Origin of the sequence: Alistipes sp. An54 (assembly GCF_002159375.1) — a bacterium.
GTDB classification, from domain to species: domain Bacteria; phylum Bacteroidota; class Bacteroidia; order Bacteroidales; family Rikenellaceae; genus Alistipes; species Alistipes megaguti.
Map to the genome: position 1 here is coordinate 1 of NZ_NFIA01000014.1, position 23,021 is coordinate 23,021.

At 59.1% G+C, this 23,021-nt stretch carries 15 protein-coding genes and 1 pseudogene; 5 read left to right on the forward strand and 11 right to left on the reverse strand.

Annotated features, from left to right (window positions below):
- The first annotated feature begins 540 nt into the window (after positions 1-540).
- The 3 genes and pseudogenes from B5G09_RS13965 to B5G09_RS11510 all read left to right on the forward strand — a co-directional run.
- A complete protein-coding gene (locus B5G09_RS13965) occupies positions 541-1,182 on the forward strand; it encodes a macro domain-containing protein (RefSeq protein ID WP_143256545.1) in 642 nt (213 codons plus the stop codon).
- A gap of 2 nt (positions 1,183-1,184) precedes the next feature.
- The gene (locus B5G09_RS11505; RefSeq protein WP_087405269.1) at positions 1,185-1,700 is read left to right on the forward strand and encodes a TIR domain-containing protein; all 516 of its coding nucleotides are present in this window, start codon (positions 1,185-1,187) and stop codon (positions 1,698-1,700) included.
- Positions 1,701-2,145: 445 nt separating this feature from the next.
- A pseudogene (locus B5G09_RS11510) lies at positions 2,146-2,427 on the forward strand (AraC family transcriptional regulator); the annotation flags it as partial.
- A gap of 142 nt (positions 2,428-2,569) precedes the next feature.
- Here B5G09_RS11510 and B5G09_RS11515 read toward each other — a convergent pair.
- The 7 genes from B5G09_RS11515 to B5G09_RS11545 form a co-directional block, all read right to left on the reverse strand.
- The gene (locus B5G09_RS11515; protein ID WP_087405270.1) at positions 2,570-3,418 is read right to left on the reverse strand and encodes a sugar phosphate isomerase/epimerase family protein; all 849 of its coding nucleotides are present in this window, start codon (positions 3,416-3,418) and stop codon (positions 2,570-2,572) included.
- 10 nt (positions 3,419-3,428) lie between these two features.
- Complete coding sequence (locus tag B5G09_RS11520; RefSeq protein ID WP_087405271.1) at positions 3,429-4,715, reverse strand: FISUMP domain-containing protein; 1,287 nt, start codon at positions 4,713-4,715, stop codon at positions 3,429-3,431.
- A gap of 22 nt (positions 4,716-4,737) precedes the next feature.
- Entirely contained in the window at positions 4,738-5,730 is a 993-nt protein-coding gene (locus B5G09_RS11525; RefSeq protein WP_087311473.1) for a DUF6528 family protein, read from the reverse strand.
- A gap of 26 nt (positions 5,731-5,756) precedes the next feature.
- Entirely contained in the window at positions 5,757-7,298 is a 1,542-nt protein-coding gene (locus B5G09_RS11530; RefSeq protein WP_087311474.1) for a RagB/SusD family nutrient uptake outer membrane protein, read from the reverse strand.
- Positions 7,299-7,320: 22 nt separating this feature from the next.
- Positions 7,321-10,605 (reverse strand): TonB-dependent receptor, encoded by a 3,285-nt coding sequence (locus B5G09_RS11535; RefSeq protein ID WP_241147662.1) that lies wholly within the window; start codon positions 10,603-10,605, stop codon positions 7,321-7,323.
- Between the two features lie 100 nt (positions 10,606-10,705).
- Positions 10,706-11,632: a FecR domain-containing protein gene (locus B5G09_RS11540; protein ID WP_206384443.1), complete on the reverse strand. Its 927-nt coding sequence runs from the start codon at positions 11,630-11,632 to the stop codon at positions 10,706-10,708.
- A 104-nt stretch (positions 11,633-11,736) separates the two neighbouring features.
- On the reverse strand, positions 11,737-12,369 hold the full coding sequence (locus B5G09_RS11545) for an RNA polymerase sigma-70 factor (protein WP_162608270.1): 633 nt from the start codon (positions 12,367-12,369) through the stop codon (positions 11,737-11,739).
- 629 nt (positions 12,370-12,998) lie between these two features.
- Between B5G09_RS11545 and B5G09_RS11550 the strand changes: the two genes are divergently transcribed.
- A complete protein-coding gene (locus B5G09_RS11550) occupies positions 12,999-13,691 on the forward strand; it encodes a hypothetical protein (protein WP_143256546.1) in 693 nt (230 codons plus the stop codon).
- 86 nt (positions 13,692-13,777) lie between these two features.
- Here B5G09_RS11550 and fsa read toward each other — a convergent pair whose 3' ends face one another.
- Positions 13,778-14,437, reverse strand: coding sequence for a fructose-6-phosphate aldolase (gene fsa, locus B5G09_RS11555; protein ID WP_087405302.1), 660 nt, complete (start codon positions 14,435-14,437; stop codon positions 13,778-13,780).
- Between the two features lie 279 nt (positions 14,438-14,716).
- On the opposite strand from fsa, the gene B5G09_RS11560 reads away from it, so the two are divergent.
- Positions 14,717-17,350 carry a 4-alpha-glucanotransferase gene (locus tag B5G09_RS11560; RefSeq protein ID WP_087405276.1) on the forward strand — a complete coding sequence of 878 codons (2,634 nt, stop codon included), beginning with the start codon at positions 14,717-14,719 and terminating at the stop codon, positions 17,348-17,350.
- A gap of 118 nt (positions 17,351-17,468) precedes the next feature.
- Here B5G09_RS11560 and B5G09_RS11565 read toward each other — a convergent pair whose 3' ends face one another.
- Genes B5G09_RS11565 through B5G09_RS11575 form a run of 3 tightly spaced genes read right to left on the reverse strand, consistent with a single transcriptional unit; the run spans position 17,469 to position 23,014 of the window.
- Positions 17,469-19,484 carry a VCBS repeat-containing protein gene (locus B5G09_RS11565; protein ID WP_241147663.1) on the reverse strand — a complete coding sequence of 672 codons (2,016 nt, stop codon included), beginning with the start codon at positions 19,482-19,484 and terminating at the stop codon, positions 17,469-17,471.
- 4 nt (positions 19,485-19,488) lie between these two features.
- Entirely contained in the window at positions 19,489-21,363 is a 1,875-nt protein-coding gene (locus tag B5G09_RS11570; protein ID WP_087405277.1) for a sialate O-acetylesterase, read from the reverse strand.
- Positions 21,364-21,391: 28 nt separating this feature from the next.
- Complete coding sequence (locus B5G09_RS11575) at positions 21,392-23,014, reverse strand: sialidase family protein (RefSeq protein WP_087405278.1); 1,623 nt, start codon at positions 23,012-23,014, stop codon at positions 21,392-21,394.
- Positions 23,015-23,021: the final 7 nt, after the last annotated feature.

A 23,021-nucleotide genomic window follows, 5' to 3' on the forward strand; every position in this document is an offset into this window, starting at 1 on the left:
TTTAGATGATTGGCTGATTTTAGCCTTAGTTTCATCACTCAGTTCTCTGAAAATTCTTTTCTTGTTTTCCATAATTTTCTCTTTTATAAATAAATAGCAGGAAAAGTAGAAAAGTCAAGAGTAGTAGAAAAATATTTTCTCAAAGAGCGTAGGCTGCGATATTCAACAAACAGCTCCACTCTTAACACACCTACCTCTGCCAGCTATTAATAAGAGGGCGCTTATAGAGAAAGAGATTGATATACAAGTTGAAGTAAGGGATATACTTAATCTATAAATTTATTTATCCTCTATTGCAAAGGTGGCAAAAAACACCTACTTTTATAGAAAACATTACTACCTATTATTAGTAATATGAGATTCCCAAAATTTTCTAAAATTAGAAGTAAAGCAATCTGGAATGATGGTTTTACAATTTCTGTCGGAATAATAGCTTCAATAGAAACTATATTAGCTATCTCTAATTTAGGGCTAAATGATTTATATCCCAATATGGTTTGGTGAGAAAAGGCTATATTTCTTGGAGTTGTATTTGGTTTAGTGTGGATTATTACGGTAATCGTAAAAGCCTGGAGAGCAAATATTTCTATATCATTAAAGATTCGTAATATAGATGTAAATATTAAGGTTGGAGATATATTTAGCGCTCAAACATGGAAGCTCATTCCTTGTAATGAATATTTTGACACTCAAGTTGATGATATTGTCATAGCATACAACTCATTAAATGGTATTCTCATAACTGAGCATATATCAAATTTAGAAGATTTAAAACGACATATAGATCAGACAGGAGCCATCTTAAAAAAACGAAAAAAAGGAGGAAGAGAAGCATATCTGCTAGGAAGTATTATTCCATACCACGATTATCTTTTATTGGCTTTTGCTCGTTTTGAAAATAATCAAGCAAAACTTACCCATAATGAATATGAAGAATGCCTACGGACAATGTGGCATGAAATAAGTAGGACCTACGCTAATCGACCTGTCGCAATTCCTCTACTGGGAGGAGGAATTACTCGTTTTGAAAACACAATAGAAAAAGAAGATACTCAATTGCTCAAATGCATATTATGTACATTAAAGACATCTAATGCACATATATACCAACCTATAACAATTTATCTAACAGAAAAGTCCATGAATAATATTGATTTATATACTATCAAAAAAATATTTTAACTATGCCAAACAGAACAAAAGTTTATATCGCTGCAGATTGGGATGGCGATAAAAAAGCAGTTGAGCAACTTCAAAAATGGAATGAAAGTGATCGTTGGAGTTTATCCTTTCCCGATGCTCATGATATGACCCAAGCCCGTGATGACAGTTTAAATTGCAGTATCAAACGTTCTTTATCATTAAGGTTAAATGCATCCAAAACATTTGTACTAATCGTAGGAGAAAATACAATCTCTGTTAGAAGTGGAAGTTGCCAATATTGTAGAAGTTATAATCATTGGGGCGAATTCTGCGCACGTGGAATGAATATTGATTATCACAGTTATATTGAATATGAATGCGAAAAAGCTGTCAATGATAGATTGAAGATAGTTGTCCTATACAACGCAGCAATTGTCAATAAAACCAAATGTCCACAAGCAGTTAGAGGTATTGGTACTCATATTCCGATGTGGTATTATCAAGATGGTAAATACTATTGGGATTATTACGCAATAAAAAATGCCATTGAATATTAAATTAGCTAAATAAGGATATTTGCCGCACAAACTTTATAATTTTCTGAAAATCCTCAATAAAAGTTCGATAGTCTTTCACCAAATTGCACCCCGGGAGTCTTTGTCGAGACTCCCTTTTTTGTGGCTGTCCGGGTGCGGAAGGTTTTTCGCACGGGGTGGAGACATCCGATTGAATGATTGCGTAATTTTGCCTTGGCAGGCAGCGTGAGCCCCGAAGGTGTGGACGTTCGAAAAAAGGCAAAGAGGCAAGAGGAACAGGAGAGCAAGAGGGGCTTGGAAAGACCGAAGGGCCCGGAGAAAGAGAGGAACCGGAGAGAGAAGGAACCGGAGAGAGAAGGAACCGGAGCGGCAGAAGGGCTCAGAGCGTGAGAGAAGGGACCGGGAAGCCACAAAGAACTGGAGAAGCCGGAATCACCTGCAGACCACAAGCAAGCATCAAACACGCATGAACTATCCGCTTTACGAATATTCGCTCTGCATCGCCCGGCCGTTGATGATCTTCTTCGGCATCTATTTCCTGTTGGCCCCGACTCCCGGCAAGGCCATCTTCGCGAACTACCTCCGCCCGCGGCGCATCATGGGCGTGGCTCTGCTGCTCCTGGTGGCCAATTACACGGTTCACTCCTTCTTCGAAATCCGGTTTTACAACGTCAATGCCACCATTCTGATGAATCTCTCGACCTATTTCCTCAGCTATTGGCTCTTCAGTTCGGCACTCACCACGCTGCCCGGCGCAGGGAGGTATCAGCACGTAAAATCGACCCGACGAACGACCCGTGATGTTCGCTCGCGAACCGCCCTTGTACGACCCGAAAAAAGAGCGGGCAGCCTCTTGGAGGCAGCCCGCTCTTTTCCAATCGGCAACGGAATCACTCCTTTGCCCGGGAGCTGTCGTTCAACGACTCATAAAACGAGACCATTCCATCGAACGTTCCCTCGCCGTTCTTGAGTTCATACATGAAGACCCCCTTGTATCCGACCTTCATCAGCGCCCCGTACAGTGCCGGCCAGTCGAGGATGCCCTTGCCCGGGAACCAGTGCCGCTCGTCCACACCGTCGTAGTCGGAGATGTGGACCGTGGCGATGCGGTCGCCGCACGCCTCGATGAAATGCAACGGATCCTCCTTGAGCAGATGGTTCGTGTCGAAGCAGATCATCACGTCGGGATACGGCGCAATGATGCGCAGCAGCTCGTCGGAGGTCCGCCCCAGACACGTCCGCGGCAGATCCTCGATACACAGCACGGCGCCGATCCGGCGGGCCTCCCGGCGCAGGATCCCGATCGAAGCGATGCTGTTGCGGATGCGCTGTTCGCGCTCCGCATCGGCAATCGGCTCGGAACTGGGATGCAGCACCAGCCGCTGCGGTCCGAGTTCCCCACAGATGGCAATCATCCGGGTCAGGAACTCGATGTTGGCCCGACGGAGGCTGTCGTCGAGCACCGAAATGTCGATCTGGCGTGAGAAGGGCAGGTGACACGACCACACCTTCAAACCGGCCCGATCGGCCATCTGTTTGGCATGCAACGCCTTTTCGCGGATCTCGTCCGGCGTACCCTTGCCGCTGATCCCGATCTCCACGTACCCGACGCCGGCCGCGGCCGCCTGCGCCATCGCCTCGGGGCGCATGCTGCTGGTCGAACCGCCCACGCCGAGGCATTGTGCCCACAGCGTGGTGGTTCCCAGCAGCAGAGCCACCGTCCACAACATCTTTTTCATCTTCTTGTTCTTATTCGATATAGTTCTTCACACAGCGGACGTTGTAGGCATCCGACTTCGACGGACTCTGCGTCGACAGATTCATACTCGTGGCGCTGATAATCAGCATTCGACTGGTAGTCGCACTATTCTGACCGATAAACCAGAGATAGCCCCACTTGCCCATTGCCGAGGAGTTGAACGTACCGTTGGCTTTCTTGGCTCCGACCGGATACCAGTTGAATCCGATCCGCTCGGCATCGTCAACGAACTGCAGCAGCGGTTCGCCGGCATCGGTCAGCGTCAGACTCGACTGCAGCCAGACTCCGCCGTCGACAACGCGGCCATTGCCGCCCCGCAGCCAGGCCCCGACGTTGCCCATGTTCTTGACCGTACAGCCCGACTTGCTGAACGAAGCCTTGGTCGCGGCATTGGCCGGATTCCCGTCATGGCCGCCCGTGAAGGTATATCCGCCCAGGGTGAAATCGTCCGGAATGGCGTATTCGCTCTTGATGGCCATCAACATGTCCCACCAGTCGTTGATGTTGGCCACGTGCCACCCCTCGGGGCAGCAGCCGCGCAGCTGAACACCGAATTCGCCCTCCTCCGTACCGTCGAGACGGAAGGGATTGCCCACATCGTCGGTTCCTTCGTAGTTCGGCACATAGGGGCACTGCTCGGCCGTACAGCCCGAGATGCCGGTCATCGCCTCATACCAGGTGTAGAAACGTCCCTTGGCCGCATCGAGCCGCTCCAGAACGGAAGCATCCAGACCATCAACCGTGTAGGCCGTCAGGTCGGGAGCCACGCCCAGATTGCCGTCGGCACCCGTCTCGTGGCAGTTTTCGGTCATCCACCAGCGCTTGCCGTACTTCTTGACCGTATAGCCCGGCAGCTCGATGGGCACCTCCACGGTGATGGCGGCGAAGTACTCCCGCACACCGCTCGTCCCCAGTTCGTTCCTGGCCACCACGGAGACCGTCTGGGCCGGGATCACCACGTCGTCGTTGACCACCCGGACCTTGATGACATTGGTCCCCTGGCCCTCGATGATCTGGATCTTCGACTGCTGCTTCTCGGCAATGGTCCACTCGTAGCTCTCGGCCCACTGGACCTGCGAGACGGAGAAGGTGAACTCCTCGCCGCCGTTGCAGGTCAACGTGGCCGGCACCTTGGTGATCGGGCCGGGTTTCTTGGGAACGGTCATCTCCTGGATCTGCTCCTCGGTATCGCGCTTGACCGCCTGCGTACAGGAGATCAGCATCGTCGCGGAGGCCATGCAGGCCCCCAGCATCACATATTTTCGCCAGTTTTTCATCTCATTTAGGTTTTTTCAGGTTTTACAACGTATGTACGGCGGGGTAACTGAACGGATTCTCGACATACCAGCGAGCCTTGTAGATCTGATACCCCATGCGGTTGAACAACCGGTTGCCCGAAAGATCGGTCACCTCGGCCGACCACCAGTTGCCGCTTCCCGACGTGGGACGCATGACCAGCGTCGGATAACCCTCCGGACCGGTCGAGACGCTCTTGATCGAGTTCTGCTGGAAGATCTCCGCCTCGAGGAACTTCTCCTGTGCACAGTCGAACCGGTAGACATGCTCGTTCGTCGTCACGTAGAGGGCATCCTCACCGTAGATCGGCGAGAGGTCGTGCGATTCGCTGTTGCCCGAGGGCATGTCGTAGGATCGGATCTGCGTGAGCTGCGGCGCGGTGCGGTTGCCGTTGTACTCGAATTTCAGCAGCTGCGTGCCCGCCGCCGTCCACAGGCAGTTGCGGGTGAGGTCCCAGACGGCGTTGTGACCCGACGTGACCGTCGTGGTGAAGGCCGCTTTCGACACATAGGCCTTCGACTCGTCGTAGACATAGACACTCAGCTTGTTGCCGGTGCTCGACGCCACCACGATGTTCTTGTCGGGCAGCACCTCGGCCGAGTGGGGATTGCCGCCCGGCTTGGCGTAAAAGAGGACCTTCTTGTCGGCGATGCGGATCAGGGCAACGCCTCCGCCCGAAGCCGTAACCAGCAGGCACGTGCGGTTGTAGACCGGTTTGGCCTCGTCGGGGAGTTCGAACCACCCCTGTTCCGCGGTCGAAAGGCCGCTGTCGGCCGCCGTCCACTCCCAGGCCACCTTGCCGGTCGGCTGGTCCACCATCACGATGCGGTTTTTGGCCTGTTCGGGAAGGATCATCACCTGCGTGGCATCCTCCAGATCGATGGTTTCCTCCGTCTGATCGCCGGGACGCCAGGGCACATACGGCACCGGGTCCTCATCCTTGTTACAGCCCTGCAGGAAAAGCAGCCCCAGCAGGAAGCACAGAATTCGTTTCATGTTCGTTATTCAACCGTTTATACAGATCAATAATTGGGATTCTGAACCAGATTCTTGTTCAACAGCAGCTGATCCGCCGGAATCGGCCACCAGTAGTCCCGATCGGGGTCGAAGGCCCGCACGGCGATGTCGGTCCCGGCGTAATCCTGGATCACGGCATTCATCACCCGCTCGGCGGTCCGCCAGCGGCGGATGTCGTTGTAGTAGAGACCCTCGCCGGCGAACTCGATGCGGCGTTCGTGACGGATGATCTCGCGCATCTCGTCCTTGGTCTTCGAGCCGTAGAGGAAGGTCGGCATGCCGGCCCGCTCGCGGACGCGGTTCAGGGCGTCGTACACGGCATTCGAAGGCGTTGCATCCACCTCGTTCTGCGCCTCGGCAAACATCAGCAGCACGTCGGCATAGCGGATGAACATGTAGTTCACGTCACCGTTCGCATCGTCCGAATCCCGTGCCTGCTCGTCGTAGATCGTAAGCTTCTTGTGGGCAAAACCCGTGAACTGGCAGATCTCCGAGGCCGAGCAGTGCGCCTTGCCCAGGAACGTGGAGCCGGGATAGAAGATCGTGGCGGCGAAACGCGGATCCAGATTGTCGTACTTGCCCATGGTGGCGGCACCTCCCGAGGTCGTCTCGTAGTCGAGCACCAGATCGAGCAGCGGCGCGTTGTTGCGATACTGCACCGAGAAGACGTTGAACGTATTGACGGCCGTGTTCTTGGTCTTCGAGAACTCCACGTCGAAGACACACTCGCAGTTGTGCTCGTAGGCCGGCAGGAAGAGGTTGCGGTAGTTGTCGTAGAGGTCGTAGCCGGTCAGCGCCTCCTTGTCGATCAGATCCTGAGCCGCCTGGGCCGCCACGCGCCACTTCTCCACGTCGTTGGCCGTATTGAGCAGCGGGCTGGCCTCGAAGAGCAGCAGCCGGGCCTTGAGCGCCATGGCCGCACCGCGCGTGGCACGACCCTGATCCTCCTTGTCAGCCCATTTCCAGTCGAGCAGCTCGCGGTCGATGATGTCGTTCAGGTCGTTCAGAATCGCATTGACCACCTCCTCGCGCGAGGCCCGCGGCAGCGATCCGTGCGAATAGACCGGTTCGTCGAGAATCAGCGGAACGCCGTTGTAGTAGGTCACCAGCATGTAGTAGTAGAGCGCCCGCAGGAACTTGGCCTCACCCTCCATCTGCACGCGGCGATCATCGGCAATGACCGCACCGGGCAGCCGGTTGAGATGGGTGTTGCAGCGGCCGATTCCCTCGTAACACTTCTTCCAGCGGTTGGGGATCACGCCCGAGCTGTTGGGCGTATGCGTACCCAGGGCGATGACGTTGTAACCGCCCGAGTTGTTGTAGTTGTAGGCATTCGGGGTGGCGGTATCCTCCATGAGCGGAGTCGAACCCCCGAACAGCGCGTCGCTGACCAGTACGTTGTAACAGCCGGTCATGGCGGCCTCGGTACCCTCTTCGGTTTGCCAGAACGTCTCGACCGTATATTTGTCGGTGGGGACGGTATCGAGATTGCAGGAACCGAGTACCGCAGTTCCGCAAAGCATCAGTCCGAACACTATCTTTTTCATCTTTTTTCAGCAGTTTGGACGGTTAGAATGTAATGTTGAAGCCGAAGTTGATCGTTTTCAGCGAAGGATATTGCATCAGATTGGTCGACGAGAGGTCGATCTCGGGGTCGAACATCTTCAGCGGGGAGAAGGTGAAGAGATTCTCGCCGTTGACAAAGATCTGGCAGGAACTCATACCGAGTTTCGAGATCCAGCGCTTGGGCAGATTGTAGGAGAGCTGCAGCTGCTTGCATCGCAGGTAGGAGGCATCGTAGAGCCACTGCGTGTTCTTGTAGTCGTGCATCTCGGGAGCACCCGTTGCCGTGTGGAGGATCGGCAGCCGCGAATTGGGGTTCTCGGGGGTCCAGGCATCCGTGGCCCACTCCTTGAGCACGCCGGCGCCGTTCCAGAACGGGGCGGCCAGGTTGCCCGACAGATAGGTGCTGACATCGGCAACGCCCTGGAAACGGGCCGAGAACTCGAGCCCCTTCCATCCCAGTCCGAGGTTGAAGGCGTAGGTGATGCTCGGGGTCTGATTGCCGCTCACGGCACGGTCGCCATCGTCGATCTGGCCGTTGTTGTTGAGATCCTTGTAGCGGATGTAGCCCGGCTTGACGCCGCTGCCGACGGTCACCGAATTGGCAATCTCCTCGTAGCTGTTGTAGAATCCGTCGGCCTGATAGAGATACCAGGCGTCGATGGGATCGCCCTCGCGGATGATGTTGAAGGTCTTGATGTACTCCTGACCGTCGAGGTCGACGACGATGTTCTTGTTGTAGCAGAAGTTACCGCCGATGCTGTAGTGGAAATCCTTGATCGAGCTTCTCCACTGCAGGTTCAGCTCGAAACCGTCGTTGGCCACCACGCCGATGTTCTGCTTCGGGCCGGTGAGGTTACCGATCTGGGCCGGGATCTGCACGTCGCGCAGAATACCCTCGGTGCGCTTCTTGTAGAGGTCCACGCTGAAGAGGAGCCGGTGGTCGAAGGCCTCGAAATCCAGACCGAGGTTGTAGGTGCGGGTGGTCTCCCAGGAGATGTTCTCGTCGACGAAGTCCTTGATCGCGGCACCGCCCGAGAGCACGTCGCCGAAGCTGTAGTTGTAGGCGCTGCTGGCCACCACGGCCATCAGATACTCGTAGTTGCCGATGGCCTGGTTACCCATCTCGCCGACCGATCCGCGGAGCTTCAGCACGTCGATCGCACGGGCATTCTCCATGAAGCCCTCCTTGTCGATGCGCCAGCCGACCGACACGGCCGGGAAGAAGGCCCAGCGGTTGCCCCTGGCGAATTTCGACGAGCCGTCGTAACGGGCCGTCACGTCGAGCAGATACTTCTCCTTGTAGTCGTAGGTGATGCGGCCGAAGTAGGAGAAGAGCAGTTCGAGCGACGAACCGCCGGTGATCCCATCCATCGTGGCGCCCACCGAGAGGGCCGTCAGCTGATTGTTGAAATAGTCGCGTTTCTTGGCCTGGAAGTTCTTGCTGTCGTAACGCTTGTACTCCGTACCGGCCATGATGTTGAAATTGTGCTTGCCGCCGAAGCTCTTGCCCCACGAAAGGGTGTTGTAGAAGGTGTAGTTGATCGAGTTGTTGTCCCAGTCCTTGGCCGACACGTAGGCGCTGAAGTCCTTGCGCTCCATGGTCTTGGGGTTGTAGGTGTACATCGCGTGCTTGAAGTCCTTCGAATAGTGGTCGATCTTGACGTATCCCAGGTTGGCGTTGTACTTGATGCCCCACGGCAGGTCGTAACTGATGTTGACCTGACCCAGCATGCGATGGTACTGGCGGCGGGTATTACCCTCGTGCAGCTCCATGAGGGGGTTTTCGGGGTTGTTGCGGCCCGGCGTCGAGAGCCACGTCGAGAGCCACTTTCCGTCGGGAAGCTGCGTACCGAAGATCGGGAGGGCACGGTTGATGACGTTGACCGTCGTCGATATGCCGTAGATCGGGTCGGTGTTGTAGCGCAGGTTGCCCAGCAGGCTGACGCCCAGTTTGAGACGTTTGGTCACCTGGGCGTTGACCTTCATGTTCCACGAGAAGCGCTCGGCGTCGTCGTTGGCCACCATGATACCGCGCTGGTTCATGTAACCGCCGTTGAGCGTGTAGGAGATCTTGTCCGTACCGCCCGTGACGCTGGCGTCGTACTGCTGCAGGAAGCCGTTCTGATAGCACAGGTCATACCAGTCCGAAGCCGGATAGGTATAGGGGTCGTGCTTCATGCCCTCCTGATACTCGAGGATGTCGTCCTCGGCATAGGTGACCGTCAGTTTGCCCTCGTTGAGTTCGGCCTGGTTGCGCATGCGCATGTACTGGATCGGGTCGGTCACCACGTCGGGCACGTAGGTGGCGGACTGCACGCCGAAGTTGGCACGCAGCTTCACCACCGGAGCCCCCTTGCGGGCCTGCTTGGTCGTGATCAGGATCACGCCGTTGGCAGCCTTCGAGCCGTAGATCGAGGCCGAGGCGTCCTTCAGCACCGAGATCGTCTCGATGTCGCTGGGGTTCAGCTCGTCGAGCGAATACTCCATACCGTCGACCAGCACCATCGGGCTCGTACTGCTCATGGTCCCCACGCCGCGGATGCGGATCGTGGCACCGTCGCTGCCGGGTTTCGACGAGGCCTGGTTGATGTAGACACCGGGCATCGAGTAGAGGGCCTGCGAAGCGTGGGTCATGGGCTGGTTCTCGACCTCCTTGATGTTGCGCACGGCGACCGAACCCGTCAGGTTGACCTTCTTCTGCACGCCGTAACCGACCACCACCACATCGTCGATGCGCGTGGTATCCTCCTTGAGCACGACGCTCACCCGGGTGCGGTTACCCACCTCGACCTGAGCGGCATCATAGCCGATGTAGGAGACATTCAGCCGGGCGCCTTCCGCCACTTCGAGCGTGAATTCGCCCTTCGAGTCGGTCACCACGCCCCGGGTCGTCCCCTCGACGAGCACCGTGGCTCCGACGATCGGTTCGCCCGACTCCGACTCCACGCGGCCCGAGAGCAGATACTCCTTGCCGGCTCCGGGAGCCGCCTTGTAGAGGACGATATGACGGCCCTCGATTTTGGCCAGAAGGCCCTGATCCGCAAGGGCTCCGTCGAGCACCTTCAGCACGGGCTGCTCCTGCGCCTCGACCGAGACCCGTTTCTGCAGGTCGACTTCGCTTTCGCGATACCAGAACGAATAGCCGCTCTTCGCCTTGACGGCATCGATCATCTCCCGCACGGTGACGTTCCTGAGCGACAGCGTGATAACGGGATTCTGCGCATAAAGCATCTGCGACGACAGCAGGAACCAGCTGACAATCAGCAGGCTGCCCAAGCGTCGTGCCACCGTTCCGAGCATTTTTCGGAGGGGGGGGGGGAGTGATTCCCCCGCGAGTAGAATTTTTACACATACGGTTTGAAGTTTAGGTTGTAGAAAAAATGGATGTTTATCGGTTCCTGTAGAGTTCGAAATGGTTCCGGTAGTTGCGGTAGAGGATGCGGCTGTCGCTCGAAATGATCCGCATGATCTCGTGGATATTCTCCCCGTCGACGAACTCACCCGTGAAGCGCACGCCGCACAACGCCTGATCGGAGATCACGATATCGACATTGAACTGCCGTTCGAGGGTCCGGACGATGGATTCGAGCGGTTCGCCCCGGAAATAGAGTTTGTCCTCGCGCCACGACAGCTCCTGTTCGACATTGACCGTCCGCAGCGTGAGCAGGCCGCTTCGGCGGTTGAAGAAGCCCTGTTCGCCAGGCATCAGCACCACGCTGCGCGACCCGGGGCCGCCATCGACCCTCAGGGCACCCGAGGCCAGGGTAATCCGGCAGTCGTCATCCTCGGGGTAGGCATGCACGTTGAAGGTGGTGCCCAGGACCGTCGAGACGATCGACCCCGTCGTCACGACGAACGGTTTGCGTTCGTCGTGCACCACCTCGAAATAGGCCTCGCCCTCGACCGTCACCCGCCGCTCGCGGCCGAAGATGGCTGGATAGACGATCCGCGTTCCGCCGTTGAGCTGCACGTACGAACCGTCGGGCAGCACCACCGCGGACTTCACGCCCAGCGGCGCGGAGACGCTTACCGGCAACGCCGAGGCCTCCAGTCGGCGTTCGGTGCGCATGCCGCCCAGCATCCAGCTGCCGCAGACAACGCCCGCCATCACCACGGCCGCCGCAGCCCAGCGGCCGATCCGCATCCAGCGTCCCTGCCGACGGATTCTGGAGTGCACACTCCTCCACACCTCTTCCCGCATGGCATCGGCCATGGCATCCACCTCCGGATTGATCCGCACGGCATCCACCAGTTCGGTCCAGCTCCGACTGTCGGACGTCGGATTCGTCGTTGTTTTGCGGTTTTTGTCTTGCATCTGCAGTTGCATTTTATCCCGTTACACCTGTATAGAGTAACAAAGCCGCAATTCCGTTTATGGGAACCGCGGCTTTTTTTTCAGATTTTGTCATTTTTCGATGATCAGAGCCTGTCCGAGAAGAGCAGCAGCAACAGCGTGATCAGTTTCAGATCGGGGTAATAGCGGCGAAGGCCCTCCAGGATCCGGTCCACGGCGGTCTTGATCTGCACCCGCACGGTACTCTCGGAGATCGAGAGCATCGAGGCGATCTCCCGCACCGAGAGCCCCTCCGAACGGCTGAGCAGAAACACCATGCGGCAGCGCTCCGGCAGATCGCCGACCAGCCGGTTGAGCAGCTCCTCGACTTCAGAATCGATCAGACGGCTGTCCGACGCCTCTCCGTCCTGCAGGGAGACATCGCCCCGGCGGTCGAGCACCACGGCCGGGACATCGTCGAGCGAAAGACTCCGGGGACGAGACTGACTCCGTTTCAGATAGCGGTTGGCCTCGTTGCGCACCACGACATAGAGATAGGCCTCGACATTGACGATCTGCCGCAGCGACACGCGTGATTTCCAGACGGCAACGAAGACGTTACTCACCACCTCGCGACAGGCCTCCCGGTTTTTGAGAAAATAATAGGCAAACCGGAAGACGTTCCGGTAATAGAGATCGTAGAAAACCCGAAAGGCGTAATCGTTGTTCTCGCTGACGGAGACAAGCAGGTCTGCGAGCTCTTTGTTTTTATCTTTCACTTTTTCCAGGTCCGTCATTTTCATTCAGACGATCGAAAATTACCCAGGGCGCTGTTCCGATAACTCTCCGAACAAGGGGGGGGGATTACGTAGCCACGCATCCCTGAAAAATGTAAAAAACTTTTCACATGATCCGCCGGGTTCCGGGCCGCAGACTGTGCGACAGGCCGGGAGCGGGAAGATTGCAACGATCGGCAGGAGTCTTTCGGTTCCTTTTTCGAACAGCCCGGCCAACCTTCTGGCAATAAGCCGATAAACCGATCTCACATCACGCATGCGCGCCTCTGATCCGGCGGATCACGGACTAAAGATACGATTTTTCGCACATACCACAAAACGTCACGGCCCGCCGGAAGGGCTGAACGGCCGGTATCCGGGGTGCTGTCCGGCTTCCGACCGGCAGCTTTGCCGGGAGGGGACGAAGCGACAAGCCGGGCCTTCCGCGGTCAACTTTGTCCGGGAAAGCGCGTCGTTTTTGAAAATTAAACGGTAAATTTGTCGGACAACGTTCCGCTGCGGCAGAGGAAGCCCCCGCTCCGCCCCCCGCAACCGCACCGGCCGGAGAGGCTGCTCCAAGGCTGCAACGAAGCTGCTCCAAGACTGCAACGGAACCGAAATACGGAATCAGGATGAAAGATTGCTTGAAAAGTTCGACCGACGTGGAGGAGCGCTGTCTGCAGACGGGCTTTCTCCCCTTTTTCCGCTGCGGCATCCCCGGCTTCTCGATCGAGGAGATGATCGCTCCGGAGTACTGGTTCACCGACGAGGAGGGGGCCTGGGAGTGGAAAGGCCCCGTCATCCGCGAAGGACACTGCGCCTACGGCAAGTTCTTCAACCGCAAGGCGGGATTCGTCAGCCGGGAGTGGCTGCCCGACTGGGTCAACTACCGTCGCTCGCGGCTGCTGGCCCCCAACGAGGATGCCGCGGCACTGGACGATGTGGTGCTGCAGACGATCGAGGTCGAGGGCTCGGCCACCATTCAGGAGCTGCGCCGCATGCTCGGCTTTGCCCGGGGGCGCGGACGCCGCCGTCCGACGGATCCCGAATCGGAGGTCCCGGAGGATGAGAAGGTCTCGCTCGACCCGATTCTGACGCGGCTGCAGATGGAGGGGCGGCTCGTCATCGCCGACTTCGAATACAACACCGACCGCCACGGCAACCCCTACGGCTGGGGCGTGGCGCGTTACATGACGCCCGAGGCGCTCTACGGCCCGCTCACGATCGACCGTACGCCCGACGAATCCCATGTACGCATCCACGACCACTTCCGCGAATTGTTTCCCGATGCACCGGAGAGCCGGCTGACGAAACTGATCGGTTGAGCGGCCGGGAGGGCGGCCCGAAACGACGCCGGCAGAGCCCGTAAAGACTCCGCCGGCAGGTTGCAGACCTGGATTCGCCCCCGCAATCACTCCTGATTGACGCGGGCATGGTCGGCCAGGAACTGCGCCAGACCGCTCTCGGTCAAGGGGTGCTTCAACAGGCCGAGGATGGCCGGAAGCGGACAGGTCACCACGTCGGCCCCGGCATCCAGACACTGGATGATGTGGTGCGTATGGCGGATCGAGGCGGCCAGCACCTGCGTCTTGAATCCGTAGGTGCGGTAGACGCGCACGATATGGGCCACCAGCCCGACGCCGTCCTCCGAGATATCGTCCAACCGCCCGACAAAGGGCGAGACGTAGGTGGCCCCGGCCTTGGCCGCAAGCAGGGCCTGCCCCACCGAGAAGACCAGCGTGCAGTTCGTCCGCACGCCCCGGTCGGCAAACCATCGGACGGCGCGGATGCCGTCGGCCGTGCAGGGGAGTTTCACGACGATGTGCGGATCGAGGGCCGCCAGCGCCTCGCCCTCACGGATCATCCCCTCGAAATCCGTGGCGATGACCTCGGCGCTGACATCGCCGCCGACCATGCGGCAGATCTCCACATAGTGGCGGTTGCAGGCCTCCTCGCCGCGAATGTGCTCCTTGGCCATGAGCGACGGGTTGGTCGTGACGCCGTCAAGAACACCCAGTTTGTGGGCTTCGCGAATCTGGTCGAGATTCGCCGTGTCGATAAAGAATTTCATACGCGTGTAGCAGTTTTGGTTGGTCGTCAGACGAAAGATACGGATTTTTTCGCAACCCCGGCCCCCCTTCGGCCGATTTTTGTCGGCCACGGGGTTCGGGACATCGGCCGCCGCGCAGGACTCCGCCCGTTCCGGCGCTCCATCGGGCAGGGCCCCGACCGTCGCGGCCCGGGGATGAACTCCTCACCAAAAAAAGCGGCCCGAGATTCCGAAATCCGAACGAAATTTCTATCTTTGTAGAGATCGAATCAAAACCCGAACCGAGAACTCCGACCCATCATGCGACTCATCTTCGAAATCGAATACCATACCCTTTGGGGCGAGCAGCTCGCCGTGGTGCTCGGCCAGCGCCGAGTCGCCCTCGAATACACCCGCAACGATCTCTGGCAGGGGACGGCCGAGATCCGCAACCTCGAGCAGCTCCGCTCGTACCGCTATGTCGTCGAACGCGACGGCCGCATCATCCGCACCGAATGGCACGCCCATTCGCTCCGACTGCCGCCCGAATTTCCGCCGCGCACGGCGCTTCGCATCCGCGACCGCTGGCAGGAGCTGCGCCCCGATGCGGCGTTCTACTCCACGGCCTTCACCCACGGCATCTTCGGCCGCGCCGCCTGCACGGATACCCGCGACGAAACGTCCGCTCCGGCCGGCATCGGCGTCCGACCCACGCAGGCCTCGGTCTGGCTGCGGGTGGTCGAACCCGCCATCCACTCCGACGAGACGCTGGCGCTGGTCTCCCAGGCCCTGGACAACTGGCAGCGCATCGTGCCGCTCGACGACATCGACTTCCCCGTCTGGGGCTGCGCCTGCTCGCTGCCCGCGGGATGCGAATACAAACTGCTGATCGCCGACCGGGCGACGCTGCGCCCCCTGCAGTGGGAGGAGGGCGACAACCGCCGCTGGGAGGAGCCCGTCGCCGAGGGTGAGATCCGGCTCGACGCCTCGCTGGTGGCCCGCTTTCCGGAGCGCCGCTGGCGGAGTGCCGGAACGGCCATTCCGGTCTTCTCGCTCCGCTCCGCAGAGAGTTTCGGCGTCGGGGAGTTCCTCGATCTGAAACTGCTCGTCGACTGGGCCGCGGCGACGCATCAGCGCGTCATCCAGGTGCTGCCGGTCAACGACACCTCGATGACCGGCACGTGGGAGGACTCCTACCCCTACAACGCCAATTCGAGCTTTGCGCTCCATCCGCAGTTCCTGCGTCTGACCGAGGCGGGCGTAGTCGAGGACGACGCCTACCGCCGCCTGCGCGACGAGCTGAACGCCCTGCCCGAGGTCGACTACGAACGCGTCAACCGCACCAAGCAGCGGCTGCTGCGCGAAGCCTTTGCCTGCAATGCCGCCTATACGGCCTCACGCCCCGACTATCAGGCCTTCCTGGCGGAGAACCGCTCGTGGCTGCTGCCCTATGCGGCCTACTGCACGCTGCGCGACGAACACCACACGGCCGATTTCACGCAATGGGGCGACCTGTCCCGCTACAACCAGAAACGCGTCGAGGCCTACTGCCTGCAACGACGCGACGAGGTGGCCTACCACTGCTACGTGCAGTTCTACCTGCACCTGCAGCTCTCCGAGGTTCGCCGCTACGCCCACAGCCGGGGCGTCGTGCTGAAGGGCGACCTGCCGATCGGCGTCAGCCGCACGAGTGCCGACGCCTGGCAGTCACCCCACCTCTTCCACCTCGATTCCCAGGCCGGCGCCCCGCCCGACGCCTTCTCGACCGAGGGTCAGAACTGGGGCTTCCCGACCTACGACTGGGAGCGCATGGCCCGCGACCACTACGCCTGGTGGCAGGCCCGGCTCCGGAAGATGGCCGAATACTTCGACGCCTACCGTATCGACCATATCCTCGGTTTCTTCCGCATCTGGGAAATCCCCTCGGAGGCGATCCATGGACTGCTGGGGCACTTCAACCCGGCGCTGCCCTATCCGGCCGAGGAGCTGCAACGGATGGGATTCGACCTGACGAAAGGGCTCTACACCACTCCACCGCTCGACGACGCAACCCTCGGGGAGATCTTCGGTCCGCTGGTTGACACCTTCCGCCGGCGCTGCCTGCAGCAGGGGCGTCTGCGCGAAGAGTTCGCCACGCAGCGCCGGGCGGCCGAGCAGCTGCCGGGCGATGATCCCGAGACCGTACGGCTGCGCGAGGGGTTGATGACGCTGCTCGACGACGTGCTCTTCGTCGAGGATCCACGCCGCAAAGGGTACTTTCACCCCCGGATTGACGGACGCAGGACCCGTTCGTGGCAGCGGCTGCCCGAATGGCAGCAGGAGTCGTTCAACCGGCTGCACGACGACTTCTTCTACCGCCGTCACAACCTCTTCTGGAAGGAGTCGGCCATGCGGAAGCTCCCCGTTCTGCTGACCGCTACGGACATGCTGGCCTGCGGTGAGGATCTGGGGATGATTCCCGACTGCGTTCCCGAAACGATGCGCACGCTGCAGATCCTCTCGCTCGAGGTGCAGCGCATGCCCAAGACGATGGGCGAGACCTTCGCCGATCCGTCGCGCTACCCCTATCTGAGCGTCTGCACCACCTCGACCCACGACATGAATCCGCTGCGGGCCTGGTGGGAGGAGGACCGGCAGCTCTCGACGCGCTTCTTCCGCGAGGTGCTGCATGCCGACGGCGACGTACCGCAGAGCTGTGAGCCGTGGATCTGCCAGCGAATCATCTCCATGCACCTCGCTTCGCCGTCGATGTTCGCCATCCTGCCGTTGCAGGACTGGCTCGCGATGGACGAGACGCTGCGCGCTCCGGACCCGCACAGGGAGCGGATCAACATCCCGGCCATCCCGCGCTATCAGTGGCGTTACCGCATGCATCTCTGCCTCGAGCGGCTGCTTGCAGCCGTGGATTTCAACACCACGCTCTGCGACATGATCACCCTCAACGGCCGCCGGTAGAATCCAAGAACAGAAAACGGAGCCTGCCACCCGGCCCCCCCCCCGAAAAGAGTTGCCCGGTGCGGGATCGAACAGATCCCTGCACCGGGCAACATCGTCCGGATCTCGCCGACCGGACTCAGTCGTCGATGCCGACTGTCGTGATCCGATTGTGCTCGAAGAAATAGTATTTACCGCTTTCACACCCCACCAGCAGATTGGGCCCGTTGGCCGTATCGCCCAACATGCAGGGTTCCGGAGCGTTGGAATGGGCCCCGAGCGGGAAATCCTTCCCGTCGATCTGAAACTGGACTGGCTCCTCGAAAACCATCTTCTCATTGGTCCCGACGTTGACGAACAACATCACCTGAAGGCCATACTCCTTCTTCTTGAAACGCGTATAGGGAAGTCCCCGTTCGGGGGAGGGATAGGACGAGCGTTTGATGGACCCGACCAGCAGATCGAGTTTCCCGTCGCCGTTCCAGTCCACGAAACGCAGTTTGCCACGCCCCATCTGTCCCAACGGCTCCCGGGCATCGTTGTGTCCGGTGATCGAGGAGCCGTTCGTCAGCCGCAGTTTTCCGACATCCTCGACATGGAAATCATCGACCTGACGATACATGTGCAGGGCATTGTCGCTGTCCATGATCACGATCACGTTGCGGTCCCCGATTTTCGCGATGGCCGGACGGACACGCCACGTGCCGTACAACTCCAGATTGTCCACGCTCAGTGCCACGGGGGCATCCAGCCGCGGTTTTTCCCGCGTTCCGCGGTTCAGCATCACCTCGAATTTGGCCCGCGAGCCCGAAACAACCACATCCAACAGTCCGTCGCCGTTCCAGTCGCAGACCGTCGGGCAGAGGTAACCCCACGAGGCCTCGAACGGTCCCTGCACCACATGGTATCCGGGTCGCAGAACGATGGGTTGGCCGCCGGCCTGCAACTCCTCGGAACGGGCAAAATCGGGATTTTGGTTCGTCCCCCGGTTCTTGAAAAAGAGCAGGCGCCCCTCCGAATTGCCGGCTACGATATCGAGAGCTCCGTCACCGTCCCAGTCCACCACGTTCGGCACGGTCAGCGAACCGCCGTAAAGCGGAGCTTTGCGCTGCAGCACCGGCTGCGGATCGGAATAGATCGGAGCCCCGGAAGCAGTCTGCCCCAGATAACGGTAGTGATACATGGCTGATTCCCCGCCGATCATCAGGTCGCAGCACCCCGCACGATCCTTCGAGAACGAAATGACGCGCGAGCTGTAAGCCGTATGGACCCGTACCCGTTGCTCATCGCGCATCACATGGGTCGGGGCCAACCCCTTCCCTGCTGCGCCTTTCCGATAGGGAATGAACTTCATGCTTCCCAGCCGGTTGGTGAACAGATAACCGTCATACGCCCCGTCGTCCGAATGCACACAGGCCACCTCGCTGGCTCCGATCACCAGATTCATATCCCGGCCCACCTGCTCCACGTCACTGACCTGACACCACGTTCCGGCATCGAGCGTCACCCGGAAAAGGCCCGAACCGGGGAGAGCTCCCCGATAGATTCCGGCTCCGTCATAGTACGACTGCCGGTCTCCCTTGAACGTCTCGGGGCGATACGACTGCCCGTCGTGGCAGAAGATGGCCAGTTCGAAATCCCGCTTGTTGCGGCGGATGCAGTCGAACGATGCCACCGGATAGTCGACCCCCTCCAGTTCGGTCGTGGCGACCGCTTCGAAAGCAGCTGCCCCGTTCCACAACGCCACATAGAGCCGGGTCCGGGTCAATCGCAGCAGATAGACCCGATCCCCGTCCTGGAAGATCCGGATCTGCGAGGGCGGCAATCCGTTCTTCTGGTCCCACGGTGTGGTCACCCGCTCGGGAGCACGATAGATCAGCGAACCGTCCGAGGCCGTCGCATCGTAGGCACAGCGCCAGAAACCCCAGGCATCACGGGCTCCGCGGGTTACCAGCACAAAGAGATCCGGATAGCGATCCGACGAAATATAGGCAGCGCCTCGGGGCAGGTTGCTGTAGGTCAATCCAAACGACATGGGCGAAAGCCCCTCCTCGCCTCCGGCCATCACCGGATGGGCATGACGCAGAGGTTCCGCGGCTCCGGCCAGTCCGACGGAGAACAGAGCCCCGATCAGTACAAAAACAATCCGTTTCATGCTCTTATTTCTCATATTCGATTTCAGCCGCCAACAGAGTCATTCCCGCAAAATCCCGCGACACGGGGAGGTCAACCTTCTCACCGGCCTTCACCTCCTTGTAATAGACATTCAGAATTCCGGGTTTGCTCTTGTCATGGGTCGTATAGCGGATCTCGGAATCGGCCTCCCGGATCCACCCCTTCAACTCCGCAACCGTGTACTTGTTGCGCCGGGCCATCAGGTAGACACGTCCCGACGACGAAGCCGTCACCCGGCAGCGCAGACCAAGATTCTGCCCCGCATCGTGGGCCAGCATCCGGAATCCGGAAAAGCGTTCGGGAACCGTCGTGAGCGGATAGACCCGATTCAGGAAGAACTTCGTCCCGACGGCAAAATTCCGCACTTCGAATCCGCCGCCCCGGGCCGTCACCTTCATACGCGAAACGGCATCGTCGGGCTCACGGGCCGGAACCGCCCTGTCGTCGGAGTCACTGCGGAACGGCACGACGGGAAGCCCCGCCGCATCGAACAGATTCCCGATGGCCCCGTCGCTGAAGCAGTAGCGGACCGCCACGGGACGAGTGACCTGCTTGCTCCATACCACCAGCGTATTGTTGCGCTCGTCGATCATCCCCTGGGCCGGAACAAACTGCATCGAAGCATCGCACAACTCCAGTCCCCGGATCGAGGGATCGGGACACCGCAGGCCGCCTTCGGCATGATCGAACGACACGATCACCTGATTGCGCTTGAACTCGGCCGAGCGGAAGGTCACCTGACGGTATTTATGACCCTTCTTGCCGTAAACCTCGCCGAGGGCCCAACCGGCAAGCCGGTCACCGACACCCTTCTTGTAGGCCGGATGGATGTTCGTGACATCGTTGACCAGATCCGGAATGGCCACCATACCCGTTGCCGGGACCGTTGCGGCCACCCGGGCCTGCTGTTCGCGGACCAGAGCGCCCGTGATGCCGCCTTCGGCGCGAGCACAGGGTGCAATCTGCACGAAATAGAAGGGCAGTTCGCGCCCAAAGGCCCGGCGCCAGCTCTCGATCATCAGGCGGAATTCATCGCCGTAGAGTGCGGCATTCTCCTTGTTCGACTCCCCCTGATACCAGATCGCCCCGGCAAAGGCCGTACGCAGCAGCGGCACAATCATCGCATTGTAGACCGAGCCGATATCCCATCCGCGACCCTGTTTGGAGTGGCTCTTCCAGGAGGCAACCATCCGGGCATCCCGCTTCATGTCGGCAGCCGGGGTCCACACCTCGATCGGAGTGCCGCCCCACGACGAATTGACCAACCCGACGGGTTGCCCGAGCTCTTCGGCCAGCCGCTTGCCGAAGAAATAGCCCACGGCGCTGAAATAGCGCGCACTCGAGGCATCACAGACGGCCCAGTGCCCCACGCAGTCCTCCGCCGAATAGGGCGAACTGTTCTTCGTGACGGTGAAAAGCCGAATCTGCGGGTTCATCTTCGTCTCGAGCTCCTGCTTCATGTCCACGATCCCGTTGGCCGCGCTCCAGTTCATGTTCGACTGACCGCTGCACAGCCAGACCTGTCCGATCAACACATCCCGGACCGTACGGGAGACCTTGCGATTGCTCTGAAAGGCGATGGTCTGAGCCTGGGCCGAAGCCACGGGGGTCTTCAGCTCCACCTCCCACTTCGTATCGTAGCCGACCCGCACGGTAACCGGTTCGCCCCACGAAGGGGTCACCGTAACCCGGGCATTGGGATCGGCCCAGCCGTAAAGTTTCACCGTTGCATCGGCCTGAAGCACCATATGGTCGCCGATGATGGCCGGCAGCCGCAGGAAGGGCTGTCCCCAGGCCGTGCCCGCGGACAGGCTCAGTACGGAGACCATGGCCAGCAAGTTTTTCAGAATTCGGTTCATCGTTTTCAAGATTGGTTATGATTCATTTTCAGCCACACCCCCCGGATTTGTGAAGGGTCCGGATGACGTCGGGCTCCCCCGCCTCACGGAACTTTACGATACGTTTGAAGACCAGGAAATTGGCATCATGCTGCCGGTTCGGAAGCCCCCGCGGCTCCTCCATGGCCAGACGGATCACCGAGACCAGATCCTCGCCGTCGAACTGCCAGTCGACATACTGAAAGCCGTCGAAAAAGGGATTGTCGCTCGCCAGAATGGTCCGCTCCACCCGCCAATGATAGAGATCCTCCGAGCTGATCAGGGCCAGCGTATTGCGGATCAGCCCGCAATGGATTCCCGACGCATAGATGCCGCCGTGCCGCATGCCGCGGAACTCGTCGAGGACGATCGAGGTGAGCGACCAGTAGCGGCGCGACAGGGAGTCGTAGCGAATGGTGAATTTCTTGCCGCCGCCCGGCATCTCGATGATATCCTTCGCGGGATCGAAACTCAGTTTGCGCAACCCTTCGATGTGGACCACGGCTGCCGAACGGCCCCATTTTTGTTCGTCGACGCGCAGGACGTTGACCAACCGTCCATCCGGAGCGACGACGACGTTGCCTTCGATCCACTGCCGGAATCCCCCCTCATCACTCTCCGCAATCCACTCGGGCGAGGATTTCAGGAAACGGGAGATCTTCCAGCTCGACGCCCGCATCAGATCGTCGCCGACGGCCGCCGACAGCACGAAAGCCTGACGACGCTCGTCCGGGAAATTGGTCTCCATGGCCCGCCAGAGACGTCCCTGATGCTCGACCACCGGAACCGGCGCCGAATGGTAATGTCCTTCAAGCAGCACACCCCGTCCCGAGGTTTCGTCGGGGAGTTCCCAGGTCTGCCCGTTGTCCGTCGAACGACAGATGACGATCGTTCCCTGCGGCGAACGGGTTCCCATCAGATAGAGGGCGCCCCGATGGAGAAAAAGCGTATAGAAATTGATCGGATAGTCGACCTTCGCCCAGGCAGACCAACTCTCGCCGCGGTCCGTCGAGCGGTAAATGGCTGCGACCCGATGCGGATAGACGCCGCTGCAGACGGCAAGATAGCTTCCGTCGGGCAGAATCAGGATGTTCGGATTGGTGATATGCGTCTTGCGCAGCACCGGGACCCTCGCCACGACGGTGCCGGGAACCGGTACCGTACCGGCCACTCGCAGATTCCGGGCAAAGAGCATCGACGATGCCTTCCCGTTGCGTGTCGCAGGGAGTTCCATCCATTTGCCCGGAGTCGTATAACGGCCTTCGTAGAGCCGGTAGAGGTTGCGATTGATGTAGAAGGTCTCTCCCGTCGGGTGCCACAGCATCGTATCGGGCGTTGTGGCATTCAGAGCCAGCAGCAGATCGCACGGGCGGGAGCAGCGAACGGCCGAGGGTCCCGCAAACTCCTTGAGACTCACGGCATAGTTCATGCCGACGAGGCGTTCGGGAAGTGAGTTTCCGAACCGATGCTTCCGATACTGCGGATAGGCCTCCGACCAGCGGTCGGCCTTGCGGATATCGATCAATCGCCCCCGGACCTCCACCACGGGCGTGCGCGGCGCTGCCGCCAACAAGAGCGGCCACACCGTCACAAGCACCCACAGCAGGTATTTCCATGTTCGAATTCGGTTCATCGTCTCG